A 24,176-nucleotide genomic window follows, 5' to 3' on the forward strand; every position below is an offset into this window, starting at 1 on the left:
AGGGGACTGCAGCGATGACGCAAAAGCTTGGGGTTGGCTTGATCGGGCTGGGCATGGCGTCGCTTCCCCATGCCCGCGCGCTCCTGAACCTGCGCAAGCGCATCGAGGTGCTCCACGCCTTCAGCCCCTCGCCCGAGCGCCGCGCGGCATTTGCCCAGGCGCATGGACTGCCCACCACAGACACGCTCGATGCTGTTCTTGCCGATCCGCGCGTGGATGCCGTTCTAGTGCTGACCCCACCCAACACCCATCTTGAAATCGTCGAGCGCGCCGCCGCGGCCGGCAAGCATGTGCTGCTGGAAAAGCCGCTCGAAATCACCCTGGCGCGCGCCCAGCGCCTCGTGGACACGGCGGAAACTGCCGGCGTAACCCTGGCCCTTGAGCTGCAGCGCTTGCTGGCCGCCGGACGCCTTGGGCGGCTGGTGCATGTCGCCGCCCGCACCAGCTATTGGCGCCCGCAAAGCTATTACGACGAGCCCGGGCGCGGCACCTTTGCTCGCGACGGCGGCGGCGTGCTGCTGACCCAAGCGATCCACAATCTGGATCTGATGATTTCGCTGCTTGGTCTGCCCCAAACCGTCACCGGCTTTGTTGCCACAAGTCCGATCCACACCATGGAGGGCGAGGACATTGCTGCGGCAAGCCTGCGCTTTGCAGATGGCGCGCTGGGCAGCATCAGCGCCACCACCTGCGCCTTTCCCGGGTATCCCGATATTCTGGAACTCATCGGCTCGCACGGCACTGCCCGCCTCGGCGGCTCCCAGCTCACCGTGCGATTGCATGACGGCACCAATCTAGATTTTGCCGGCGATGACGCCGGCAGCGGCTCAGGCCCCGATCCGATGGGGTTTTCTGCCGATGCCCATCAAGCCCTGATCCTCGACTTCGCCGACGCTATCGCCAGAGACGGGAAACCGGCCGCCTCCGGCCGTGATGTTCTGGAGGTGCACTCTTTGATTGACGCTATTCTCCAATCCCGAGGGCAACCGATTGGACTCTAGGAGAGATGGCTGAAACCAGCCGCTTTGGCTGCCTGTTTACCGCTTCAACTTGACGGCGATCGGAATGACCGCTTCGTCGCGGTTTCTCCTTCTAAAAACCCGAGGGGGATAACGTGCCGGAAGATGGCCGATAAGAACTCACGGTGGCAGGCTTGGGGCCTGTAACCTACCGGCAGTTTCCTACTGCCTAATACCGACATCGGACTACCAAAGTGCGTGGCAACGCGCCGCCGTTCCTCGGCTAAAGTACTCTACCTCGGCTAGAGCTCGGTGGCGTCCCTCTCGGTTGTTTTTGCGCAAGGTTTAATACCAGTTGCAGCAAGTGGCATATTCAACAAGAATGTTTCGGCGCTAACCGGCACGGAGCGAGAGCCATGGATGCGGATGCATTTTTGAGCCAACTGAAAGCCGACACGGCGGCGGCAGACCCCAAGCTGCCAATATTCAAGCGACTTCGCATTGCACTTAAAGCCGCCATTCACCGCAATGGGGTCAGGCCCGGCGCGGCGCTGCCGGGCGAACGCACGCTGTCCGAAGGGCTCGGCGTTTCCCGAGTGACCGTGCGCAAGGCGATCGAGTTGCTTGTCGAGGATGGGCTGGTGCATCGCCGCCACGGGGCGCGTACGGTGATCGGCTCGCGGGTTGAAAAATCCTTATCCACCCTTACCAGCTTCTCCGAGGACATGAGTGCTCGAGGCCTGCAGCCCGGATGTATCTGGATTTCCAAAGAAATCAGCCGACCCTCCCCGGCCGAAATGATGGCCTTGGGAATCTCCACGGCAAGCTCGATCATTCGCATGAAGCGCATCCGCACAGCCGACGGGATCCCGATGGCCGTTGAGACTTCGGCGGTGCCCACGCGCTTTCTGGCTTCGCCCGACGCGGTCGGCCAGTCGCTCTACGAAGCCCTGGAAAAATCCGGCGCCATGCCGCAGCGCGCCATTCAGCGCATGCGTTCTCGCCCGGCTTCGCCAGGGGATGCGCAGCACCTCCAGTGTGAGCCTGGCCTACCACTGCTCGTTATGGAGCGCCGCTGCTTTTTGGCCGACGACCAGATCGTCGAGTTCACCGAGTCCCGCTACAAGGGCGACGTTTATGATTTCGTCCTAGAGCTCAAGCGCTAATACCAGTGATAAACTGGTTGTAATCCGGTATGCTCAAGCTATCGTCACCCTTGAACTCGGGGGTAGTCGGTGCAGCGCGAAGATATGAAAAACGCACTTATCGTTTCATGTCAGCCGGTGCCCGGCGGCCCGATGGACAGTGCCGAAATGGTGGTGGGCTTCGCGCTGGCTGCACTCGCCTCGGGCGCAACGGCGCTGCGCATCGAATCCTTGCCCTATCTGCGCGCTGTTCGCGCGGCGACCGAAGCCCCCATCGTCGGCATTATCAAGCGCGATCTCGATGATAGCCCTGTGCGCATCACCCCCTTTATCAAGGATGCCGAAGCACTAGCTGATGCAGGCGCCAACATCGTTGCCTTTGACGCCACCGATCGCATCCGGCCAGCGAGTGTCGCGGACCTGCTTGCTGCCATTAGAGCCAAGGGCAAGCTATCCATGGCAGATTGCTCGAGCCTTGCCGATGCCGAAAGGGCGCTGGCGGCGGGGGTGGATTTCGTCGGCACAACGCTGTCCGGCTATGTCGGCGGGCCCGAGCCGGTTGATCCTGACCTCGAGCTGATCACGGCCATGCGCCAACTGACGCCCTTTGTGATCGCCGAAGGACGCATCCGGTCCACCGAGCAAGCAGCGGCCGCGGCGCAGGCCGGCGCCTATTCAGTGGTGGTCGGCTCCGCGATCACCCGTACCGAACACGCCACTTCCTGGTTCAAGGCTGCCGTCGTCAAGGCCTTTGCCGCCCGCGAACGGGTTAGGAAGCCGGTCCTCGCCATTGATCTGGGCGGCACCAAGATCATGGCGGCACTGGTTGAAAACGACCGGGTCCTTGAAGAACTCACCCTCCCCACAGCGCGCGAAGCGGGACCCGATAGCTGGATCGCCGCAGTGGTGGAGCAAACCCAGGGCTGGCGCGGCCTTATCGGCGGCGTCAGCATCGCCGTCACCGGCATGGTCAACAATGGCTTGTGGTCCCCGCTCAATACGGCAACCCTTGATATCCCTGTTGACTATCCGCTAGTCGCAAAGCTGCATGACGCGTTCAAGTTGCCGGTTTTTGCCGCCAATGATGCACAGGCAGCCGCTTGGGGCGAGCACCGGTTCGGCGCCGGCGAAGGGCAGAACCTCGCCTTTTTGACCATTTCCACCGGCATCGGCGGGGGGCTCGTGCTCAACGGCAAGCCGCTCCTTGGCATTGCGGGCCATTTTGGCCTGCTTCGCTCGCCCAGCAATGGGCTGGAGCCGCTGGAGAACACCGTCTCAGGCCGCTGGATTGCGGCGGAGGCGCGCAAGGCTGGCCATGACTTGGAAGCACCCGCTGTCTTTGCCGCGGCGAATGGCGGGCAAAGCTGGGCCGAGGACATTGTCGAGCATTCGGCCGCCCGCGTCGCTCTCCTGTGCCGCGATATCCAGCTGATGTTTGATCCAGCCTGCATTGTTGTTGGCGGCGGCATCGGACTGGCCGCCGGCTATCTTGACCGCGTGCGCGCCAAAATACCGGCAGAACCCGCGCGGCTCAAACCCAGAATCGTGGCTGCCGAGCTCGGCCGCCACGCCGGAGTGATCGGCATCGCCGATCTCGCCCGAATATCGAGCTGAGCCGCAGAAGGTGGCAGGAGGCCACCTTCACCCACGGAAAAAATGAGAGGATGCGAAAATGAGAACAACAAGCAAAACCACGGTTTCGGTCGCAGCGCTGCTTGCTGCGACACTGTCCCTGGCCGGCACGGCCGAGGCCGCAGTGACCGTGCTTGGCTGGCCTGGCGGCTCCGAGGAAACCGCCCTGCGCGCCACTGCCGAAGCCTATAACGCCCAGGAGGGCCTTGCGGAGGAAGACAAGGTCGAGCTGCTGTTCTTCAACCGCGAGGGCTTTTACGACAAGCTGCAGGCCGACATGGCAGCCGGCTCGAACGCCTTCGACATCAACCTTCTCGCCACCTATACGATCGGCCGTTACGCCCCTTACATGGAGCCGATCGATCTGGGGGAAGCGGCTGCCACCACCTTTGGTGAATCGATCCTGTCGACCATGCAGTTCGAAGGGCAGCAATATGGCGTGCCAACCGACCTTTCGGCGCACTTCATGTACTATCGCAAGGACCTGATGGACGAACTGTTGGCCGATGATGCGGCCAAGGCCCGCTATGCCGAAATCGCGCAGGAACATCTGGGCCAGGCGCTCGAGCCCAAGGATCCCGACAGCTGGACCTGGGACGACTGGGCGGCCACGGCGCTCTACTTCACCCAGTCCATCAATCCCGACAGCCCCGTGCGCTATGGCACCGTGCTGCAGCTCAAGAACCTCTTGTTCAACATGATGGTGTTCCAGTCGCTGCCGCGCTCCTATGGTGCCGATTGGCGCGACGAAACCGGCGCGATCACCGTGGACTCCGAAGCCTACCGCGCCGGCCTTGAGCTCTACAAAAAGCTCCTAGATGCGGGCGCCAGCCCTCGCGACTCGCTGAGCTACGAATATCCCGAAACCAATGCCGCTTTTGGTGCCGGCCAGGCTGCGACCGCCCTGCAGTGGAATGCTGCGGCCGGCGAGTTGACCGATCCGGAAGTCTCCCCTGCAGTTGCCGATGTGGTGGGAATCGTTGCGCCTCCAACCGGCCCCGAAGGGCGGGCCGACCATATCCACGGTCTTGGTCTTGGCCTCAACAAGAATGCCCAGAACAAAGAAGGGGCGGTCAAGTTCCTCCAGTGGCTGACCACAGAGGACGCGGCCCTGACCTATGCCCGCGCCGGCGGCTCGCCGGCGCTAGCGCCCGAGGTGGTGGCCAAGGTTGCCGAAGAGCGTCCCGACCTCGTCCAGCTCGGGGAATTTGCAAGCGCCTATGGCTATGTCATGAATGGCGGGACCTCGGCCAACGCCTTCCCGGTTTACGAGCTGCAAGCCAAGGAATTCACCGCCTACTGGTCGGGCCAGCAGGATCTCGACACCACCCTCGCCAACACCAAGGCTGGCATGGAAGAGCTGTTGAAGTAAGCCGAGGCGCCTAGAGGGCGCGGTGGCCCTGCCCGCCGCGCCCGCATCACCCCGAGGGACCATGGACCGGACCAGCCAATATCAGTGGGCGATCCTCACCGCACCGCTCGTGGTGTTCTTGTTGCTGTTCCTGGGCTTTCCGGCCCTGGTGAACTTGGTTTATTCCCTGTCCGATGTGCGTTTCGAAACGCTGCGCAGCCCTACTCTTTCGGGCATCGGCAATTATGCCGAAGTGCTCGCCGACCCAGCCTTTTGGCGAGCCACCTGGTTCTCGCTGCGCTTTGGCGTCGTCACTGCCCTAGCCGAATGCCTGCTCGGGCTGTTCCTCGCCATTTTTCTCGCGCCGCTATTTCGCAAGCGCGCCTGGCTGATCGCCCCGATCATGCTGCCGCTGATGGTGGCACCGGCCATGATCGGGCTGATGTATCGGCTGGTGCTGCACGAATTTGTCGGGCCGGTGCCGTTCTTTTTGTATGAATGGTTTCGCTGGAGCCCGGCCTTTCTGGATGTGAACACCGCTTTTTGGACGCTCTGCGTTGTCGAGACGCTGCAATGGACTCCCTTTGCCTTTCTGCTCTTTCACATGGCCTATCAGGCCATCCCTGAGGATGCGCGCGAAGCGGCCATGATCGACGGCGCCACCCCCTGGCAGATGCTGACCCGCATCGAACTGCCCTTGATGCTGCCCACCATCGTCTTGGCCGGTTTCATCCGCTTTATCGACGGCTTTCGGGTGTTCGACAATGTCTACACCCTGACCGGAACCGGGCCGGGCGGCTCGACCATGTCGCTCTCGATCTATGTCTATGAGGCCTTCTTCAAACAGGGCGCCATCGGCAAGGCCGTCGCCGCCTCGATGATCCTCTTTGTCGCCTCGTTCGGGGTGTTGTGGTCCCTCAACCGGCTCGCCGCCCGCAGGAGAAGCTCGTGATCACCAATGCACTGCGCTGGCTGGTTCTGGTCGTCGCCATTCTTGCCATGAATTTTCCCGTGCTGGTCACCCTCGTCACCTCGTTCAAGAGTGCGCGCGAGCTTTCCACCAACCCCGGCTTCTGGATCAACGCGCCCACGCTCGAAAACTATGCCCGCGTGCTGCAGGTCAGTGACCGGCTCAACATCTTTGCCTATCTCGCCAACAGCTTTGCCGCGGCAATGATCGGCACCACCCTCGCCATCCTGCTCGCCTTTCCCGCGGCCTATGCGGTGGCGCGCGGCAATTTCGGGCGCCGCACCATGATGCCGGTGATCATCAATCTGCGCGCGGTGCCGCTGATCATCTTCGCCATTCCGCTCTATATGATGTTCCAGTGGCTCAACCTGCTCGACACCCAGTTGGGGCTTGGGCTGATCCTTGCTATCGTCAACCTGCCCCTAGCGCTGGTGATCCTTGTCAATGCCATCGCTGACGTGCCGATCGAGCTCGATGAAGCCGCCAAGATCGACGGCGCAACCACGCTCCAAATCATGTGGCGGGTAATCCGTCCCGTGGTGCGTCCCGCCTTGGTCACCACCTTCATCTTTGGTTTCATCACCGCCTGGAACGAGTTCCTGTTCGGGCTGATGCTGACCACCAACAAGGCCGTGCCAATTACGGTGGGCGCCTCGTTCTTCTTTTCGGCCAGCGGCGGCGGCATTCAGTGGGGCATGGCCTCGGCTGTGATGATCATCGGCGCACTGCCCCCAATGGTGCTGGGGCTTCTCATGTATCGCCAGATCTCGGGCTCGATGACCGCCGGCGCCGTCAAGGGTTGACTCCGGTGCGCTATACTTGGATCTCCCGTCTCTCAGTGGTTGCACGGTGCACGGCTTCGATGATTGCAACAATGCCCCGCGCATAGGCGCCGGTCACCGGCACTGGAGTGCCCCCAACAACGGCCGCGTGCATCGCCTTCCATTCGCGGGCAACAGCGTGGTGCATCCAATTGCTCTCTTGAGATTCAGGCACCGGAGTCCAGACACCGTCGCGCCCGATGGAAACACCGTGATCGAAATCGATCCGTAAGGTACCCTGCTCGCAAACCAGATCCATGGCAAACCCAACCGCACCATTGCGATACCCTACACTTTGCACCTGACCAATGCCGCCTTGGGCAAAACGCACACCAATTAGGGCGCTGTCGTCAGCTTCCTGATCGTGGAAAAAGGTGCCTGACAGCGCGTTCACGCCGACCACGTCTTGGTCCATCAGCCAAACCAGCCGGTCCAGCGCGTGAATGCCGGCCGTCATTAGCATGCCGCCACCCGAAGCACTGTTCTTGTGCCAATCGCGCCGGTTACTCTCCATCCACAGTTTGATCATCCAGCTCGAGCCAAGCACCGGCTTGCCGATAACGCCAGAATCGATGATCTCACGCGCTTTAAGGCAAGGTAGAGCGAAATGCATGACATGCCCGACCATTAGATGAACGCCAGCCTGAGCTACTGCTGCGTTGATGGCGTCGCAGGCTCGTGTGGTGGGGGCCATCGGCTTTTCGAGGAGGATGTGCTTGCCGGCCCTGGCGGCATCGATCGCGATTTCCTCGTGCAGGTGATGGGGCGTGGCGATCACAACCGCCTCAACCTCCGGATCCGCCAAAAGGGTGCGCCAATCGCCATAGGATCGGCCGCCATGCTCGGCCGCAAACTTAGCCGCGGCTTGGGCGTCTTCTCGGCAACTGGCAACCAGTTTAATCCCCTCAACCTCAGCCATCGCGCGGGCATGCACCGCACCAAAGTGACCTGCGCCAATGATGCCAATTCCTGTCATGATCTTGCCTTTGCATAAGCGGCGTCGATGAGGCTCATCGCTGCCTGATAGTCGTCTAGCGTGATGACCGGATCCCTACCTTCGCGCAGCCGCTTCAAGGTATCAGCGGTGAACAAGCGGTAGCGCGTGGCCGTAGGTTCGGGTGGCAGTGAGCGGGTAGTCCCATCATCCAACGTTGTGCAGGTGGCGGATTTGCCAAGATCGCACAGGCTCGCATTGGCGCTGGACAAGCGCCATTCGAACTCGCCGCCAGGTGCCATTGAAGCAAACGTGTAGCCGGCTTCCACCGTAAACAATGTACCAGCCGCGTCCGTCATCACGACCAAGGCATGGTCCTCAACCGTTTCCTGACGCAAGCGATTGCAGACTTCGGCCGTCACAATGGTTAGTGGGCCATCCGCGAGCGCCAAGGCACAATCAATGCCGTGAATACCCAGATTGCGGAGGGCCCCGCCGCCCGCTATGGCCGGGTCCAACAGCCAGCCCACACCCTCATCGCGATAGCGTTGGGGCGGGCCGTTCACCAGCCGGAAGCTGGCATGGCCAAGCCGCCCGGCGCGCCCCTGTCGGACAAGGGCCTCGTGATGCACCATGACAGGCCCGAGCCGATTAGGCAGAGGCACACCTACAAAACCGCGGTTCTCGCGGGCGAGTTGAGCCAAGACGCCGATCGCCCTCGTATCGCTGGCCGCTGGTTTCTCCAGGATCAGCGGCACACCTGCGCTAATTAGGGCTGCTGCTCGGTTTGGAAGTGTAGAGGGGTGCCCCATAAGAACCACGAGGTCGGGGCACAGCGCCAGCCCCTCAGCGAGAGTGGAAGCCAAATGCAGCTCGTGTTTGGATGCAAATTCATGGGCCTGCGCGAGATTGTCGTCCCATACGCAGACAACCTCCGCGCCTGCGGCAAGCGCGGCGTCGAGGTGCATTTCGGCATGCCAGTGGGTAGTGCCAAACAGCGCGACCTTCATAGCTTCACGTCACTCCTACACATCGACTTGCAGGATATCCCATATGTTGCTACACAACAAGCAGTCAGCAGGCTGGGTTGGCCCTGTTGCGCGAACCCTCAGACGAGGATCATCATGGCCGGTCTGAAATCGATGACGCCGCTGCCTCGTGCGCCCCTCCTGCACGTAACTGTGCAGGAAAGCCTAAAAAGCTACATCGAGGCAAACCACCTCAAGGCAGGCGACCCTCTGCCGCCGGAGACCTTTTTGGCCCAGCAACTGGGCGTAGGGCGCAATTCAATGCGCGAGGCAATCAAGGCGCTTGAGTCCTTGGGCATTCTCGAAACGCGCCGCGGTATCGGCGTGTTCGTCAAGGAATTCTCGTTCCAGCCGCTGCTCGACAACCTAGCATATGGGCTGCAGGACTCACTGCGTGACGTAGAGGAGTTGCGCGAGATACGGCGCGTGCTCGAGACCGGACTGATCGGCAAGACAATTGAAGTTATAGAAGAAGCTGACTTGGCCGCCCTGCGCGAGGTAACCGCGCTGATGAAGGTGCGGGCCGAGCAGCAGGAAAGTTTCGCCCGGGAGGACCAGCAATTTCATCAGCTGCTCTTCCGTTGCCAAAATAACCACATGCTCAGTTCGCTTATCGACATCTTCTGGATGGCCTTCAACAAGGCGTCGAATTTCAACGACCTCGATAACCCGGCCCCCCTCGACACGTGGCGGGACCATCACGAAATCGTCGAGGCTATCGCGCGTAAAGACGTGGAGCAGGCGCGCAGGCGCTTGGATGATCACTACCGCGGAATTCAGCAAGTTATCGCCAGAAACCGCGCCGAGTTGTCGAAACTCTGACTTTTCCAGGGAGGAAAAACCATGCCTATCAAGACCATTACTCGAGCCCTGGCCGTCGCCGGCCTGCTGCTTGGGGCAACCGCCCTCACCGCTCCTGCCTTCGCGCAGGAGCCCAAGACCATCACCGGCGGCTTCGATGTCGGGCCGGGTGGCTTCCCCAAGAACTTCAATCCGATGGCCGCGACCGGCGGCTTCACCTGGCTCAACACTTATTTCGAGCCGCTGGTGATCTATAATGCCGAACTGAGCGCCATACAGGGTGACTTGGCAACGGACTACACCGTCAGTGACGACCAACTCACCTATACCTTCACCCTAGCCGAGGAAACCTGGCACGATGGCGAGGCTTTCACCTCCGCCGACGTCAAGTTTACGCTCGACCTGATCCGCAGTGCTGCTTCGGGGAGCGTGTTCACCGGTCGCCTGGGCAAGGTGGAAAGCGTCGAGGCGCCTGACGATCGCACCGTCGTCGTCAAGCTGTCGGAAGCCGATGGCGGTTTGCTGTCGGTGCTGGCGCAAGTGATGATCCTGCCCGAGCACGCCTTGGGCTCCATTGCGCCGGAAAGCCTGGCAACCAGTACCTGGTGGTCAACCACTCCCATCGGAACTGGCCCGTTCAAGTTCACCCAGTATGTCACCGATCAATATGTTGAGCTCGCGGCTGATCCAGATTATCGGCGCGGCACGCCCAAGATGGACCGGCTAATCAACCGCTACTTCGAAAATCCAGCCGCAGCCGTGGCTGCCCTACGCGCCGGGGAAATCCAGTTCACCTATGTGGAACCGGAAGACGCCGCGACCTTTGCCGGCAATAGCGACTTCAACGTGATCGAAGGCGCCTCCTATGTGGTCAACTATGTTGGCTTCAACCAGAAGGTTGAGCTGTGGAAGGACGTGCGGGTCCGTCAGGCCTTCATGCATGCCATCGACCGCGCGGCGATCGTTGAAACACTTTATGGCGGTGCAGCGACGTTGGCCAATTGCGGCTATGTGGCCCCGCAAGTGGTGCCCGCGGGGCTGAACGAGTACCCCTATGACACGGAAAAGGCCAAGGCACTGCTCGATGAAGCCGGATGGGCCGAGATCAATGGCGACAAGCCGATTACCTGGCTGACTTATTACGGTTCGCCGCAGGCCGCTAATGTGATGGCCGCAGTCCAGGCCATGCTGTCCCAGGTGGGGATCAATGTGGTGCCGCGCGTGGTTGACGTACCCACTTATAACGGCACCGTCTACCAGGAGACCAACCCGGACTGGAACCAGTTCCCGCTGATTTATGCCGGCCTGCAGAACGGGCCCAACCCGGCCGGCATCAATGTGGGGCTCAACAAGTCACAACTGCCGCCTGCGGGCGCCAACATCATGCGCATTGAGTTCGACGACCTGAGCGCGGCCTTCGATGCCGCCATTGGCGAAACGGATCCAGCGCAGGTGGATGCCCGCTGGCAGGACGTCTGCAAGGTGATGAACGAAGAGCTGCCCTGGGCTACGATGTGGGTTGCCAACCGCTATGGCGTGGCCTCGGCCAATCTGGTGGACTTTGTTTGGACCCCGGCCCCCGCTGGTGGCCCCTTTGCGGCTCACCCCGAGCTCTGGGACATCAACTAAAGCGTTCATTCCGCACCCCGAGGGCGCTGCAACGCTGCGCCCTCTTCCACCCTGCCACGCGGTGGCGGCTCCGTGATCGCTCACCCCCGGATAAGGCCATGCTGACCTATATCGTTCGCCGTATCGGTATTGGACTGCTGATGCTGATTGCCCTCAGTATCCTCATCTTCGTGCTGCTGCGCCTAGCCCCGGGCGATCCGATCGACGCGTATATAAATCCATCAGCTCCGCTTTCCATGGACGAGCTGGCGGCGCTTCGCGCCCGGCTCGGACTGGACCTGCCGCTGCCCGCGCAATACTTCGCCTGGTTGCGCGCAGCGCTGACCGGGGATTTCGGTTTCTCCACGCAGCGCGCCGGCGTAGCAGTGCTGCCCCTCGTTCTCGAGCGAATAGGCCCAACCGTCCTGCTGATGGCCACCGGCTTGGTGCTCGCCATCGTCATCGGAATTACAGCCGGCATCATCAGCGCCGTGCGCCGCAATTCGGTGACCGATGTCGCACTCTCCGTAACATCCTCCATCGGCATTTCCAGCCCAGCCTTCTTAACAGCTTTGCTGGGGCTCTATTTCTTTTCGGTTCAATTGCGCTGGGCTCCCTCGGGCGGAATGCTGACGCCGGGAGCTGACTTTTCCGTCACGGATCTCCTGGCGCATCTAATCCTGCCCGCCATTTTGCTGTCTATCGGCCACGCGGCACTGATCATGCGCTATATGCGCTCCTCGCTGCTGGAAGTGCTCAACCAAGACTATGTGCGTACCGCCCGCGCCAAGGGCGTGCGCGAGTTTTGGGTTATCATCAAGCACGCGACCCGCAACGCCCTGCTGCCGGTAATCACGCTAATCGGCTCCACCATCGGGATCGCAATCGGCGGCGCCATTTTCCTCGAGAGCGTTTTCAATTGGCCGGGGATGGGGCTGTTACTCGTGAATGCCGTCAATACTCGCGATTATCCGGTGATCATGTGCGCCACGCTGATCGTGGGGGTTTGCGTAATCATGGTGAACCTGTTGACCGACATGACCTATGCGGCAGTCGATCCGCGCATTCAGGTGGCCTAGCCATGAGCACTACAACCATCCCATTGGAGCGCACCAAGGGCCCGACTCGACGCTCAATCGAGCGATTCCTGTCAAATCGCGCGGCGCTGGTTGGACTGGCGATCTTCCTGCCAGTTCTCCTTGCTATCGTCACCTATGACTGGTGGTGGCCGCTCGGTCCGAATGCCATCGACTTGCGCGCCCTCAACAAAGGACCATCAGCTGCACACTGGATGGGCAGCGATGGCGTGGGACGTGATGTGATGGCGCGGCTCCTGCAGGGCGGGCGCGTATCGTTGATCGTGGCTGTGGTCTCGGTGGCCATCTCCATTGTAATCGGCTTCCTCGTCGGGGCATTTTCCAGCTTCGGCGGCCGCATTGTCGATGCGTCCCTGATGCGTTTAGTGGACTTAGCAATGACGCTGCCGCCGGTGATCTTCCTGCTGGTGCTCGCTTCCATCGCCGGCACCGGCATTACGCCGACCATTTTGGTAATTTCGCTGCTGTCCTGGCCCACCCTGTCGCGCATGGTGCGAGCCCGACTGCTCGAGCTGCGCGAGCGCGACTTCGTGGTGGCTGCACGCGGCATGGGGGCGAGCGTGCCGCACCTGCTGTTCAGGCACGGATTGCCGAACTGCATCGACATCCTCGTGGTTTACGCCACCCTCCAGGTTGCCAATGCCATCCTGCTGGAGGCCGGCCTTTCGTTTCTCGGCCTCGGCATCGCTCCGCCTGAGGCGAGCTGGGGCAATATGCTCAATCTCGCCCGATCCACAGTCGTGCTCGAACAATATCCCTGGCAGTGGATGTTCCCCGGCGGCGCACTGGTTCTGACCGTGCTGGCCATCAACTTCATCGGCGATGGTCTGCGCGACGCGTTTGACCCTCGCTCTGCTCTCAACTGACCTGAAAGAGTCTTCAATGCCTATGTTTACCGGCGTCGTGCCACCTGTCGTAACGCCCCTCAATGCCGATTTCACCGTAGACTACGCGTCATTTACCCGCGTGCTCGAACACCTGCTGGATGGAGGCGTGCATGGGTTATTCGTACTTGGTTCAACCAGCGAAGTGGTTTTTCACGATGCCCAAACGCGGCAAGCCATCATTGAGCACGCCATCAAGATCGCCAATGGCCGGGTTCCGGTGCTGGTGGGGGTGATCGACCCAACCACCGACCGCGTCATCAGCCATTCGCGCGTCGCCAAGTCTGCGGGCGCTGACGCCGTGGTTGTAACGGCGCCTTTCTATACGCGTACCAATCAGGCCGAAACGATTGACCATTTCCGCTATATCAAGGACGCCGTTGATCTGCCGATCATCGCCTATGACATTCCGGTTTGCGTCGGGCTCAAGCTGGACCGCAAAACCACGGTAAGCCTTGCACGCGAAGGCGCCATTGTCGGCCTCAAGGATTCCAGCGGCGATGACGGCAATCTGCGCTACGTCTTGGCCGATATGAAAGGCGACGCCAACTTCTTTGGCATGACCGGATCGGAAATCGTTGTTGATAGCGTCTTGGCCATGGGCGCTCACGGTGTGGTACCAGGGCTCGCGAACGTGGATCCGCATGGCTATGTGAAGCTGTGGAACCTCGTACAGGCAGGTGACCTGGCAGGGGCCCGTACCGAGCAGGAGCGGCTGTGTCAGCTGTTTGAGATTGTCTGGATCTCGACTGGCCGAACCAGCCCCGGTTCAGCCGGGGTTGGTGCATTCAAGACGGCCATGCGCCAACTCGGCATTATTGCCACCAACACCATGGCGCGTCCGCAGCGAAACCTCAACGATGAGGAAACCGCTAGGATCGACGCCATCCTCAAAACCACAAGATTGCTTGGCTGATCATGGACGCGCCGATCCTGGAGATATCCGGCCTGAGCACGGTGTTCCGCATCGGCGGCAAGGACATTGCCGCGGTGCAGGACATGGAACTGAGCATCGCTGCGGGCGAAACCGTGGCTCTGGTCGGCGAATCGGGGTCGGGCAAGTCCGTCACCAGTCTTTCCGTGATGGGTCTGCTGCCAAAGCGGGTTGGACACATCGCCCAAGGCCGCGTCATGCTGGCGCGAAAATCCGGCGAGGTGATCGACCTTGCCAGTCTTGGTGACGAGGCGATGCGCCAGATCCGCGGCAACGACATTGGCATGATATTCCAAGAGCCGATGACCAGCCTCAACCCGGTTTATACCGTGGGCGAACAGATTGCCGAGCCAGTCCGCATCCACTTGGGCAAGTCGCACCGCGACGCTGCGGCTGCCGCCGTGCGGCTGCTTGCCGATGTCGGCATACCTGATCCTGACCGCCGTGCCCGTCAATATCCGCACGAGCTCTCCGGCGGCATGCGCCAGCGCGCCACCATCGCCATGGCGCTGGCCTGCAATCCACGCCTGCTCATTGCCGACGAACCAACCACAGCGCTGGACGTCACCATTCAGGCCCAGATTCTTGATCTGCTACAAAAGCTGCAGCGCGAGCGGGGTATGGGCATCCTGTTTGTCACCCACAATCTCGGCGTCGTGGCCGAAATCGCGCACCGCGTGGTGGTGATGTATGCAGGGCGCATTGTTGAATCGGGGCCGGTCGCAGAGGTCTTCGGCCATCCGCGCCATCCTTATACCAAGGGGCTACTGCGATCGGTGCCCCGGCTCGGCCAAGCCGTGCAGCTCAAACGTGAAGGTACACCACTGCCCACGATCCGGGGCAACGTACCCTCGCTGCGCAATCTGCCCCAGGGATGCGCCTTTTCCAATCGCTGCGACTATGCCCTGCCGGCGTGCAATGCCGCGGTGCCGCCGCTTCTCCCAGCCACTCCCACTCAGAATAGCCGCTGCATTCGGTGGCAGGAACTCTGATGACTCAGCAGCCCTATCTTTCTGTCCGCAATCTATCCAAGCACTTCCCTCCCGCGGCTTTTACGCGCGGCGCAGTGGTCAAGGCGCTGCAGGATGTTTCATTTGATATTCCGCGCGGACAGGTGGTTGGCCTTGTCGGGGAGTCGGGATCGGGCAAAACCACCATCGGTCGGTCAGTGTTGCGTTTGATCGAGCCGACCAGTGGCGAGGTGCGGCTGGATGGGGTGGACGTCACCACCTTGTCGCGAGCGCAATTGCGGCATTATCGGCGCAGGATGCAGTATATATTTCAGGACCCGTTTGCGAGCCTGTCGCCACGCATGACCATCGGCCAGATACTGACGGAGGGCCTTGACATTCAGGGCATCGGCACTCGCGCTGAGCGTCGGGCTCGCGCCGAACAGGCCCTTGTGGCCGTGGAACTGCCGCTAGATGCCTTTGATCGATATGCCCATGAATTCTCGGGTGGCCAGCGCCAGCGCATTGGCATCGCGCGTGCCCTGACGCTTGAGCCTGACTTCATCGTGGCCGACGAGCCCGTATCGGCGCTTGACGTGTCAATCCAGGCTCAGGTTATCAATCTACTGCGCGATCTGCAGCTGCGACTTGGCCTAACCATGCTGTTCATCTCTCACGATTTGGCCGTAGTGGAGTATATCTGCGATACGGTCATCGTGCTCTATCTGGGGCGCATCATGGAAATAGCGCCCGCCGCCGAGCTCTATGCCAATCCAAGTCACCCTTATACGAGGGCGTTGCTGTCCGCTATTCCCTCCCCTGATCCTGGCCGCCGAACGCAGCGCCAGATACTAGCCGGCGATATCCCCAGTCCTGCTAACCCGCCATCCGGCTGCGTGTTCCGCACCCGCTGCCCTTACGCTTTGCCCGCCTGCGCCGATGTCGTGCCGGCTTTGACCGAAATAGCGCCGCACCACCTACGCGCCTGCATTCGTGACGACATCCTTTGATCCCCCTTTGACGCGGGGCTTCCTTTGTATCGCAGCCGGCTCTTGCAGTGCACATTAACGTCTGCTTTGGCGGCCCCACGCAGGCATTAACATCTTGGCCGAGGCGGGATAGCTATTGTCAGAGTGGGGGGCCGAAAGCGGAATGGCCGCTATGGAGTGGTGGAGTAAGGTAGCAGACATTCGAGGTGCGAGTGTGCCAATGCATCGAGAGATGAAGACGGCTCGGTCGGTTCGCGCGGGCGGAGACCGGATAGCCGACGGGGAGGTGGGGTTACTGCCTCAGCGGGTGGAGAATTGGCACATGGTGTCATCCAGTACGCGAGCGGAGGATGCGAGGGACGACGACGCTGGGATAGTGCGTCGGTCTGCCATTGCATCCTTCAAGATGCGCGGAATCGATTAGCGGCTGGGGCGACATCGCTGCCTTATGTAGGGGCAAGGGGCGGCTGATCGCCGCCCCGATGCACGGTTCAGTTGGGTACTGCTGCGTGCCCACGAGTGCTCTGGATCGTCAGCCATATGGCTGAGAGCAGGAAGTAGAAGGCGCCAAACGCAGCATAGGGAACAATTGCAGTGATGTCCGGCGGGGTGTCAGCACGCGCCATGACGACGAAGGCCACGCCTGCCAGTGCAGACTGCGCGCCGCTCAGGATCATCACCCACTGGGCCCCTGCCGTTCTCCACCGCCGAGCAGCGGTAACGAGTTGGAACACCCCTGAAAGCGCTGCCCAAATCCCGAAGACAACGAGCACAGTGTTCATGCTCATGCCCAAGGCAAATGCAACAGCAGCGGCCGTAAATACGCTAACGGCGAGGTTCAGGGTCTGGCTCAGATTGGATCCGAGGCCGCCATTTTTTTGTGCATCGAGATAGTTCGCCAGGGCATCCCATGCCGGGTAGGCGACAAGCAAAATGGCAGCCACGGCAGCGTTGCTTCGGCCAATGATCAGTGCCGCCGCGATCCAGCCGATCGAAACTGCTGCGCGGGTGAAGTAATAACTCCGCAGCCAATCGCTGGGGGCGGGGGCCTGGGACTTGGCGGTGGAAAGATCAGTCATGATATGTCTCGATTGTTGTTGGTGTTTGCTGAAAGGTGGGTCGCAAGGTGAGTTGGTCTCGAGGAGGCTTTCGGGTGAACGGATGGCGTTCTTTGCCGAGCCTCGAGGCCCAGCGAGGGTGGCCGGGACCTGGGATGCAGGCTGACGGACGCAGAACTTATTTGCGCCAGCGCCGCAGAAGCTGGTTCCTTTGGGGATCGCCATGCCTGGACGCGAGTAGCGCTGCCCACACGTCAACTGGGTCAGCTTTGGGCCAATCTGTTCCACGGTGGGAGTGAAGGCCTGTCCGGGGTGGCCAGCAATGATCAGCTAGCGAACTGAACGCGGGGCAAATACGATCCCGGGTGTCAGGCAATGATAGGGATAAGGAAGAAAAGAATACTTCATCTTGGATGTTCCTTGCTGTTGAACATCATCACCTTGCGTCCCAACGATTGCCCCAACATTGTGGAACTAGATGGGGTAAGGTTTCGCGTCTTGTTTTTCTAACTTTGATTAGCCCTGCGCCAGTTGATGATTTCTGGCGTGCAGTGGTGCGGGCCTCTGGCTGCAACAAGGGTGTCCGGGTCGCGGCAGCCTGGGTCAGGCTCGTGTGCTTCGGCGAGGGGCCTGTATCGTTGGGCGAAGGCTGATCGATAACCAAACCCCAAGGGGTTCAACCCGGCCCGATGGTGCCCCGCCACCTGTGCGTCGTCGTTCAAGGACCGGCAGACCCGCTCGACTGTCCGGGAGTGAACAGATCTTCCGCTTGGGAAATGTTGCGGGGCACCAGATCCGCGTTGATCAGGCGCTCTGTGCAACCTGAGTGGGGATAACGGGAAGCGATATTTCGAACAGCGCACCGCCTCCAGGGGCGTCACCTACGGTGATTTTCCCTTTGTGCCTTAGCACAATATCCTTGACGAGGTTCAGGCCAAGTCCCGCACCTTGGTCCAGCGGAACGACGCGGCAGAACGGCTCGAAAATTGCCTCCCTGTTTTCAACCGCTATGCCCGGTCCTGTGTCAGCGACCGTCAGCGAACCTTTGCGGCATACCGCTACCCGGATGTTCGTTTTCCGACCGCCATGGATCACGGCATTCTGGATTAGATTGATCAGGGCCCGCGAGAGCGAGGCCGCATCCGCGGCAACAGTGACGCTCTCGACCTCGGCATCAAAGGAGATCTCATCGCCTGCTGCAATGGCGAGAGGGGCCATGTCGGCCGTGACTTGCGCCGCCAGGTCAACGAGATCCACCGGCTGCAAGATTGTAAGGTCAGCATCGAAACGCTCCAGATCAAGCAATTGATTGGCCAGATTGGCCAGGCGCGCCACATCCAGCATCAGTCGGCTGCGCTGCTCGTCGTGCGGCAGTAATTCGATACGGGTCTGCAAGATCGCCACTGGCGTTCGCAGTTCATGTGCCGCATCGGCCAGAAACCGTTGCCGGCGCTCAATGCCGTCATCAAGGCGCTGCAAGGCAGCATTCACAGCACGAACCAGCGAATGCAATTCATCGGGCACATGTTGGAAAGAGAGACGCATGCCGCGCTGGGCAATGTCGATCTGTTCAGCTTCTGCTGCCGCCTTGTTTACACCCCGGAACTGCAGCCTTACGATTAGGGGAATGACCAGAAAGGACACTGCAGTTAGCAGTGCCAGCAGTTGCAAGTACATCGGGCCGCCGGCGGCTGCAAACACTGCCCGGAGCGGTGTATCCGGTCCCCCGGCGGTTGCCACCCAAAGCAAACCTGCGGGGCTGTCCTGGCGCCGCACGATCGTGGCGGGCTGCCCTGGAACATCCATGTCGCCGATGTCAGCCGAATGCAACCGGGTGAGACCGGCAATCAATGGCGCCATCCATTCAGGGATGTCGCCCATCTGGACCGAGGTGCCGTTTGCATCGGCAGCGTAAAACCACATTCCAGGGTGTTCAGCCGTCAATCGGATAAGATCCTCGCTGGGGACCAGATACAGTTGACCGGGGCCCCGGCGCTGGACAGACTCAGCAAAGGACTGGATGACACTGTCATCCAGCCCTTGCTCTGAACTCATCAAGTTCGTCATCGGGATCGATGCAGCAAAGATGAATGCGACCAACGCAATGGCTTGCACCAGGACCAGGTAAATGGTCAGCCTTGCGCGCAGGGAACCCAGTCGCCAGTTCATCAAGATATCGCCCTCAAAAGATATCCCAGTCCGCGGATCGCGTGAATCTCAACTCCGGCGCCGCTGATTTTGTTACGCAAGCGCGAGATGTGGGAGTCGAGGGTATTGGACGAGATCTCGTCATCATAGCCATAGACCGCTTCTTCAAGCGCGCTGCGAGACACGGTTCGTCCCGAGCGCCGAACAAGGATCTCCAGAGCCAGCAGTTCACGACGGGTAAGGTCAAGCGGCTGCCCCGCGACTTCCGCCTGACGGTCCGTCAAGTTGAATCTGAGCAGACCGACATTGATCGCAGTCTCACCGAACTGAGCTGGGCGTCGCATCACCGCACGCAATCTGGCCATCAACTCGTCGATCAAGAACGGCTTGGGTAAATAGTCATCGGCCCCCGTATCAAGTCCGGCAACCCGTTGCTCTGCCGATCCCATGGCCGACAGGACAATGACCGGCAAGCCCGGGCGCTCGCGCCTGATCAGAGGGATCAATTTCAATCCCTCCCCATCGGGCAGCTTGCGGTCCAGCAACACGGCGTCATGTACTCCGCTGCGGCATGCTTCCTCTGCAATCTCCAGAGTGGAGGCGTGATCCACTACAATGTCATGCCGGCTCAGCGCGGCGGACAGTGCTGTGGCCATGTCCAGTTCATCTTCGACCAGCAGGATGCGCATGAATTTACTCTTTTGTTTGTACGCTCAACTGTCAATCCTGCGGCTGCGTGATCCGGTGCAGGGTGGGCACTGGGCAGGTCAGTGGAGACAGGAACGAAGCAATGGCGCCGGCACGCGGGATGCCAAGGTTTTCGCTGTCCCCGTCCTTGGACATCCCTATCTGGCGATCCAACCATTGCCCGAACATTGCGGCGCGCACTCTCTTGAACTGTTCGTGGTGACTTGCTGCATCTGGTGGCGCACCGATTTCGCGCCCTGGCCACCCCATCGGAGATGACCTCCGCTGTGAGTTGAACGGCGAAGTCACGCATACGACGCCGTGGGCCTGTCGCAAGCACAGCGACGTGGAAGCGAATAGTTTCGGGAAAGAAATCTCGACAATGTTCGCGCAATGAACAGAGATCAAGTTCGGGGTGTTCAAAACGAAAGGAACACCGAAATGAAATCTCTCTCCTCCGCCGAAGTTATTGCACTTACCCTCGCCTTTCTTGTTGCGTCCCCAACTGCATTTGCAGCGGAAAGCCTGATCTCGGATCGCGCGCTGGACGGCCGGCCCATCTCCGAGATCACCGCCACACTGGCCTCCCGGGGAATTATTGCCACCGAGATCGAAAAATGGGGCAGCGACATCCGCGTTTATGCCCAAGGGCCTGACGGGTCCGGACGTGTGTTGATCCTCGACAAGGACACGCTCCGCCCGCTCAACGCCCCCACTGAGGTTGGTACGAACCTGGATGTAGGCCAGACGCGACCCGCTGCCCGACCGGCCAGCAACGCGTATCATGTGCCACAGTCGCTATCGGAAAATACCGAAGAGTGAATACCCATCCGATCCGGGGCGCCACAAGCCCCGGATCCTATGTGCTTTGCACCCGAAAGCGTCCGCCATTCATCCCGGCAACGTCGCCACTCCCGCGCGGCGCTCCTAAAGAGAACTATCATGTCAATTGATTACTCAAGGGCCGATGTTGTGCGCCCGTTCGATGCCATCATCATTGGTGCTGGCCAGGCTGGGCCCTCGCTGGCGTCCCGGCTGGCTGCAGCGGGCATGACCGTTGCGATCATTGAGCGCGACCAAGTGGGTGGAACCTGCGTGAACACCGGTTGCAAGCCGACCAAGACCCTTGTTGCCAGCGCCTATGCAATCCACATGGCAAGGCGGGGCGCCGACTACGGGTTCTCCCGGTCCGACGTCGTCGTCGACATGGCTGCCGTGGCGGCACGCGCCCGCAAGGTCATCCTGGACTCGCGGCAAGGAAACGAAGACTGGCTTGCCAGCATGCCCAATGTCGAGTTGATCCGCGGCCACGCGCGCTTCGAAGCAACCAACATCGTCGTGGTGAACGGAGCCAGGCTCACCGCCCCGCGCATCTTCATCAATGTCGGCGGACGGGCGGTTATTCCAGATTTGCCCGGGCTCCATGATGTGCCGTTTCTAACCAATAGCGAGATCGTCGCCCTCGAAACCGTTCCTCAGCACCTAATCGTGGTCGGGGGCAGCTATATCGGACTGGAGTTTGCGCAGATGTATCGCCGCTTCGGTGCGCAGGTCACGATCATCGAACGATCGGATCGCCTGATACCGCGCGAAGACCGGGACATTTCCCAAGCTGTCGAGGAGATTCTTCAAGCCGAAGGCATTTCCGTGCGGACCGGTGCCAATTGCATCGGCTTTCAACGGCATGGCAATGGCGTCGCGGTGTCGGTGGATTGCGAGGCTGACGCCTCTCCGGTGATCGGCAGTCACGTGCTGATCGCGGCTGGGCGCCGGCCCAATACCGATGACCTCGGGCTCGAGGCAGCGGGCGTGCTCACCGACGAACGCGGTTACATCACAGTCGACGACCACCTCCAGACCAGTGTGCCCGGAATATGGGCGCTGGGGGACTGCAACGGGCGGGGCGCCTTCACCCATACCGCCTACAACGACTTCGAGATCGTTGCCGCCAATCTGCTTGACGGAGATGACCGGAGGGTCAGCAGCCGGGTGCCCGGTTATGCCCTCTATATAGATCCTCCATTGGCGCGGGTGGGGATGAGTGAGGCTGAGGCGGCCCGGACCGGCAGACGGCTCCTCTTCTCCAAGCGCGCAATGACCCGCGTTGGCCGCGCCGTGGAAAAAGGGGAAACCCAAGGCTTCATGAAGATCGTCGCCGACGCCGACACACAGCGCATCCTGGGCGCGGCAATCCTGGGCACAGGCGGCGACGAGGCCATCCATGGCATTCTCGACATGATGAACGCCGACCAGCCTCTCGATAGCTTGCGGTGGGCGGTGCCTATTCATCCCACCGTTTCAGAACTGATCCCGACTCTGCTGCTCGACCTGGCAGAGCCCTGAATTCGTCTCGCCAGCTGCGAAACGATGCCGACACGCACAGTGTCGAAGTGAGCGCCCACGAGATGTGGGCCACAAACACCCCCAAAAGGAGACTATGATGTCTGTTGATGTAAAGTATAAGACCACCGCAACTGCGACCGGTGGACGCGATGGCAAGGCCCGCACCGAGGACGGCCGGGTCGACGTTTTGTTGAGCACACCCAGGGAACTGGGCGGACCGGGCGGTGAAGGCACCAACCCGGAGCAATTATTCGCCACCGGCTATTCGGCTTGCTTCCTGGGGGCCCTGAAAGTGGCGGCCCAGCAACTCAAGGTAAAAGTGCCGGCCGAGGCCAGCGTAACGGCCACAGTCGGGATCGGTCCCCGCTCGGAGGGCGGTTTCGGCATCACTGCCGATCTGGTGGTGGCTTTGCCAGGTCTTGATCGTGACGTGGCATCCACGCTCGTGCAGACGGCGCACCAGATCTGCCCCTACTCCAACGCCACCCGCAACAACATCGATGTGGGCCTCTCGGTGGCTTGAGCAAGGGCTTAGGAGGGTCTGCTGATCCTTTTGCTTGTCGGCAGTCCGGTGCAAAGGGAAGTCCTTCTTGCCGGTTTCCCCAACAGGGAGACCGGCAAGTCGGTTTCAATCCATGATGAGGGCAGTTCGGCGATGGTCAAACCAGAATTAGGACCTCGGTCTCGAACCTGTACATGGTTGGCCTCCTCTTTAGATGAAGGCGGTAGCGGTCTGGGCGGCCATGTAAATGGCGACGGCCACGATCAGACCGGCGAAAGCGGTGTTCAGCAGCCCCTTCTTGCTGGCCATTAAACCAGCAAGCCGTGCGCCAGCCAGTCCACCGACCACCCCGCCACCGATAAACACGGCAGCCAGTGGCCAATCGACCAGGCCTGAAAAGGCGTAGCTCAAGGCAGTGGTGAGCCCGAAGGCGGTGACGGCGACGAGCGAGGATCCGATGGCATTGAGGATCGGCATGCCGGTCGAGGCCACAAGACCCGGAACGATCAGGAAGCCGCCGCCGATACCGAAGAAGCCGGAAAAGGCGCCGGTGAGACCGCCATAGCCCAGCACCTTGGGTGCCTTCTCTCGATTGCAGGTGGCGCCAGGTATCCCAGGATCACCCCGCCCGCGGAACATCAGCACGCCTACCACCAGCATGAGGATGGCGAACAGGAACAGCAGCTTGTCGCCGTCCATGGCCTTGCCCAGCGTGGAGCCAAGGAAGGCCCCGGCAATGCCAGCGACGGTGTACATGAGGGCGCAGCGCCAGATCACGTTGCCCTTGCGGGCATGGGTGACAAGGTTGGTGGCAGCGTTGGTGGCGACCGCAAAAGCACTCGTTCCGATGGCCACGTGTGCGACAGGAACCCCCACGACATAGACCATGAGCGGCACAGCCAGAATGGAGCCACCGCCGCCGAACAGGCCAAGAGTGAAACCCACAAGGCTGCCCGATAGGGCACCAAGCAGGTATTGCAGGGGTTCGAGAAACATCGTCGTCTTTCAGTTACAAAGTGGCAGCGTAGAGGCTGCCGGCGCGCCCACCGGAGCGGCAGTAGCCCAGGATGGGCCCGTCGGTTTCGGCCTTGGCCTGTTCAAAGCGGATGAGCTGACCTTCGGTGAGTTGACCTGACACGGGGATGTGGAATGCCTTGACACCGAACCGCTCGGCGACCTCAGCGATCTGCGCAAAGGATGGCTGATCAGGGTCTTCGTTATCCGGGCGGGCGCAGACGATGGCTTTGTAGCCCGCCTCGGCGATGAGCCTGACATCATCAGGCTGGATCTGGGGGGACTGGGCGAACTGGTCGTCGATCTTGTTGATTGCCATGG

23 protein-coding genes are annotated in these 24,176 nt (G+C 60.9%); 16 read left to right on the plus strand and 7 right to left on the minus strand.

All coding sequences use genetic code 11. The annotated features are described in order from the left end of the window. Positions 1–14 precede the first annotated feature (14 nt). From AC3YOG_RS03030 to AC3YOG_RS03055, 6 genes are all read left to right on the plus strand, one after another. Complete coding sequence (locus AC3YOG_RS03030; RefSeq protein ID WP_489934013.1) at positions 15–1,001, plus strand: Gfo/Idh/MocA family protein; 987 nt, start codon at positions 15–17, stop codon at positions 999–1,001. Between the two features lie 374 nt (positions 1,002–1,375). Further along, complete coding sequence (locus AC3YOG_RS03035) at positions 1,376–2,125, plus strand: GntR family transcriptional regulator (protein ID WP_489934014.1); 750 nt, start codon at positions 1,376–1,378, stop codon at positions 2,123–2,125. Positions 2,126–2,209: 84 nt separating this feature from the next. Next, on the plus strand, positions 2,210–3,718 hold the full coding sequence (locus AC3YOG_RS03040; RefSeq protein WP_489934015.1) for a putative N-acetylmannosamine-6-phosphate 2-epimerase: 1,509 nt from the start codon (positions 2,210–2,212) through the stop codon (positions 3,716–3,718). A gap of 58 nt (positions 3,719–3,776) precedes the next feature. Continuing rightward, entirely contained in the window at positions 3,777–5,108 is a 1,332-nt protein-coding gene (locus AC3YOG_RS03045; RefSeq protein ID WP_489934016.1) for an extracellular solute-binding protein, read from the plus strand. A 61-nt stretch (positions 5,109–5,169) separates the two neighbouring features. Further along, the gene (locus AC3YOG_RS03050) at positions 5,170–6,039 is read left to right on the plus strand and encodes a carbohydrate ABC transporter permease (RefSeq protein WP_489934017.1); all 870 of its coding nucleotides are present in this window, start codon (positions 5,170–5,172) and stop codon (positions 6,037–6,039) included. Next, positions 6,039–6,860, plus strand: a complete 822-nt coding sequence (locus tag AC3YOG_RS03055; RefSeq protein WP_489934544.1) for a carbohydrate ABC transporter permease — start codon at positions 6,039–6,041, stop codon at positions 6,858–6,860. The genes AC3YOG_RS03050 and AC3YOG_RS03055 overlap by 1 nt, the downstream gene beginning before the upstream one ends. 10 nt (positions 6,861–6,870) lie before the next feature. On the opposite strand, the gene AC3YOG_RS03060 is transcribed toward AC3YOG_RS03055, so the two are convergent. Both AC3YOG_RS03060 and AC3YOG_RS03065 read right to left on the minus strand, forming a co-directional pair. Next, positions 6,871–7,854, minus strand: coding sequence for a Gfo/Idh/MocA family protein (locus AC3YOG_RS03060; protein ID WP_489934018.1), 984 nt, complete (start codon positions 7,852–7,854; stop codon positions 6,871–6,873). Continuing rightward, on the minus strand, positions 7,851–8,822 hold the full coding sequence (locus AC3YOG_RS03065) for a Gfo/Idh/MocA family protein (RefSeq protein ID WP_489934019.1): 972 nt from the start codon (positions 8,820–8,822) through the stop codon (positions 7,851–7,853). Before AC3YOG_RS03065 ends, AC3YOG_RS03060 begins: the two co-directional genes overlap by 4 nt. Before the next feature lie 114 nt (positions 8,823–8,936). Between AC3YOG_RS03065 and AC3YOG_RS03070 the strand changes: the two genes are divergently transcribed. From AC3YOG_RS03070 to AC3YOG_RS03100, 7 genes are all read left to right on the plus strand, one after another. Next, entirely contained in the window at positions 8,937–9,662 is a 726-nt protein-coding gene (locus AC3YOG_RS03070) for a FadR/GntR family transcriptional regulator (protein WP_489934020.1), read from the plus strand. 21 nt (positions 9,663–9,683) lie between these two features. Beyond that, entirely contained in the window at positions 9,684–11,270 is a 1,587-nt protein-coding gene (locus AC3YOG_RS03075; RefSeq protein WP_489934021.1) for an ABC transporter substrate-binding protein, read from the plus strand. A 98-nt stretch (positions 11,271–11,368) separates the two neighbouring features. Beyond that, a complete protein-coding gene (locus AC3YOG_RS03080; protein WP_489934022.1) occupies positions 11,369–12,328 on the plus strand; it encodes an ABC transporter permease in 960 nt (319 codons plus the stop codon). Positions 12,329–12,330: 2 nt separating this feature from the next. Continuing rightward, a complete protein-coding gene (locus tag AC3YOG_RS03085; RefSeq protein WP_489934023.1) occupies positions 12,331–13,212 on the plus strand; it encodes an ABC transporter permease in 882 nt (293 codons plus the stop codon). A gap of 16 nt (positions 13,213–13,228) precedes the next feature. Continuing rightward, positions 13,229–14,146, plus strand: a complete 918-nt coding sequence (locus AC3YOG_RS03090; RefSeq protein WP_489934024.1) for a dihydrodipicolinate synthase family protein — start codon at positions 13,229–13,231, stop codon at positions 14,144–14,146. Then, a complete protein-coding gene (locus tag AC3YOG_RS03095) occupies positions 14,146–15,156 on the plus strand; it encodes an ABC transporter ATP-binding protein (protein WP_489934545.1) in 1,011 nt (336 codons plus the stop codon). The genes AC3YOG_RS03090 and AC3YOG_RS03095 overlap by 1 nt, the downstream gene beginning before the upstream one ends. Then, positions 15,156–16,124: an ABC transporter ATP-binding protein gene (locus AC3YOG_RS03100; RefSeq protein WP_489934025.1), complete on the plus strand. Its 969-nt coding sequence runs from the start codon at positions 15,156–15,158 to the stop codon at positions 16,122–16,124. Before AC3YOG_RS03095 ends, AC3YOG_RS03100 begins: the two co-directional genes overlap by 1 nt. Positions 16,125–16,594: 470 nt before the next feature. On the opposite strand, the gene AC3YOG_RS03105 is transcribed toward AC3YOG_RS03100, so the two are convergent. The 3 genes from AC3YOG_RS03105 to AC3YOG_RS03115 form a co-directional block, all read right to left on the minus strand. Beyond that, entirely contained in the window at positions 16,595–17,182 is a 588-nt protein-coding gene (locus tag AC3YOG_RS03105) for a DUF308 domain-containing protein (protein WP_489934026.1), read from the minus strand. 783 nt (positions 17,183–17,965) lie between these two features. Further along, the gene (locus AC3YOG_RS03110) at positions 17,966–19,330 is read right to left on the minus strand and encodes a sensor histidine kinase (protein ID WP_489934027.1); all 1,365 of its coding nucleotides are present in this window, start codon (positions 19,328–19,330) and stop codon (positions 17,966–17,968) included. Then, positions 19,330–19,998 (minus strand): response regulator transcription factor, encoded by a 669-nt coding sequence (locus tag AC3YOG_RS03115; RefSeq protein ID WP_172122519.1) that lies wholly within the window; start codon positions 19,996–19,998, stop codon positions 19,330–19,332. Before AC3YOG_RS03115 ends, AC3YOG_RS03110 begins: the two co-directional genes overlap by 1 nt. Before the next feature lie 439 nt (positions 19,999–20,437). On the opposite strand from AC3YOG_RS03115, the gene AC3YOG_RS03120 reads away from it, so the two are divergent. The 3 genes from AC3YOG_RS03120 (at position 20,438) to AC3YOG_RS03130 (ending at position 22,862) form a co-directional block, all read left to right on the plus strand. After that, positions 20,438–20,818: a hypothetical protein gene (locus AC3YOG_RS03120; protein WP_489934028.1), complete on the plus strand. Its 381-nt coding sequence runs from the start codon at positions 20,438–20,440 to the stop codon at positions 20,816–20,818. A gap of 120 nt (positions 20,819–20,938) precedes the next feature. Continuing rightward, positions 20,939–22,339 carry an FAD-containing oxidoreductase gene (locus AC3YOG_RS03125; RefSeq protein WP_489934029.1) on the plus strand — a complete coding sequence of 467 codons (1,401 nt, stop codon included), beginning with the start codon at positions 20,939–20,941 and terminating at the stop codon, positions 22,337–22,339. 97 nt (positions 22,340–22,436) lie between these two features. Further along, entirely contained in the window at positions 22,437–22,862 is a 426-nt protein-coding gene (locus tag AC3YOG_RS03130; protein ID WP_489934030.1) for an organic hydroperoxide resistance protein, read from the plus strand. Positions 22,863–23,051: 189 nt separating this feature from the next. On the opposite strand, the gene AC3YOG_RS03135 is transcribed toward AC3YOG_RS03130, so the two are convergent. Continuing rightward, on the minus strand, positions 23,052–23,837 hold the full coding sequence (locus AC3YOG_RS03135) for a sulfite exporter TauE/SafE family protein (RefSeq protein ID WP_489934031.1): 786 nt from the start codon (positions 23,835–23,837) through the stop codon (positions 23,052–23,054). 13 nt (positions 23,838–23,850) lie between these two features. Further along, positions 23,851–24,174: a protein tyrosine phosphatase family protein gene (locus AC3YOG_RS03140; RefSeq protein WP_127752105.1), complete on the minus strand. Its 324-nt coding sequence runs from the start codon at positions 24,172–24,174 to the stop codon at positions 23,851–23,853. Positions 24,175–24,176: the final 2 nt, after the last annotated feature.

This window comes from Devosia sp. Z6_126 (assembly GCF_058133495.1).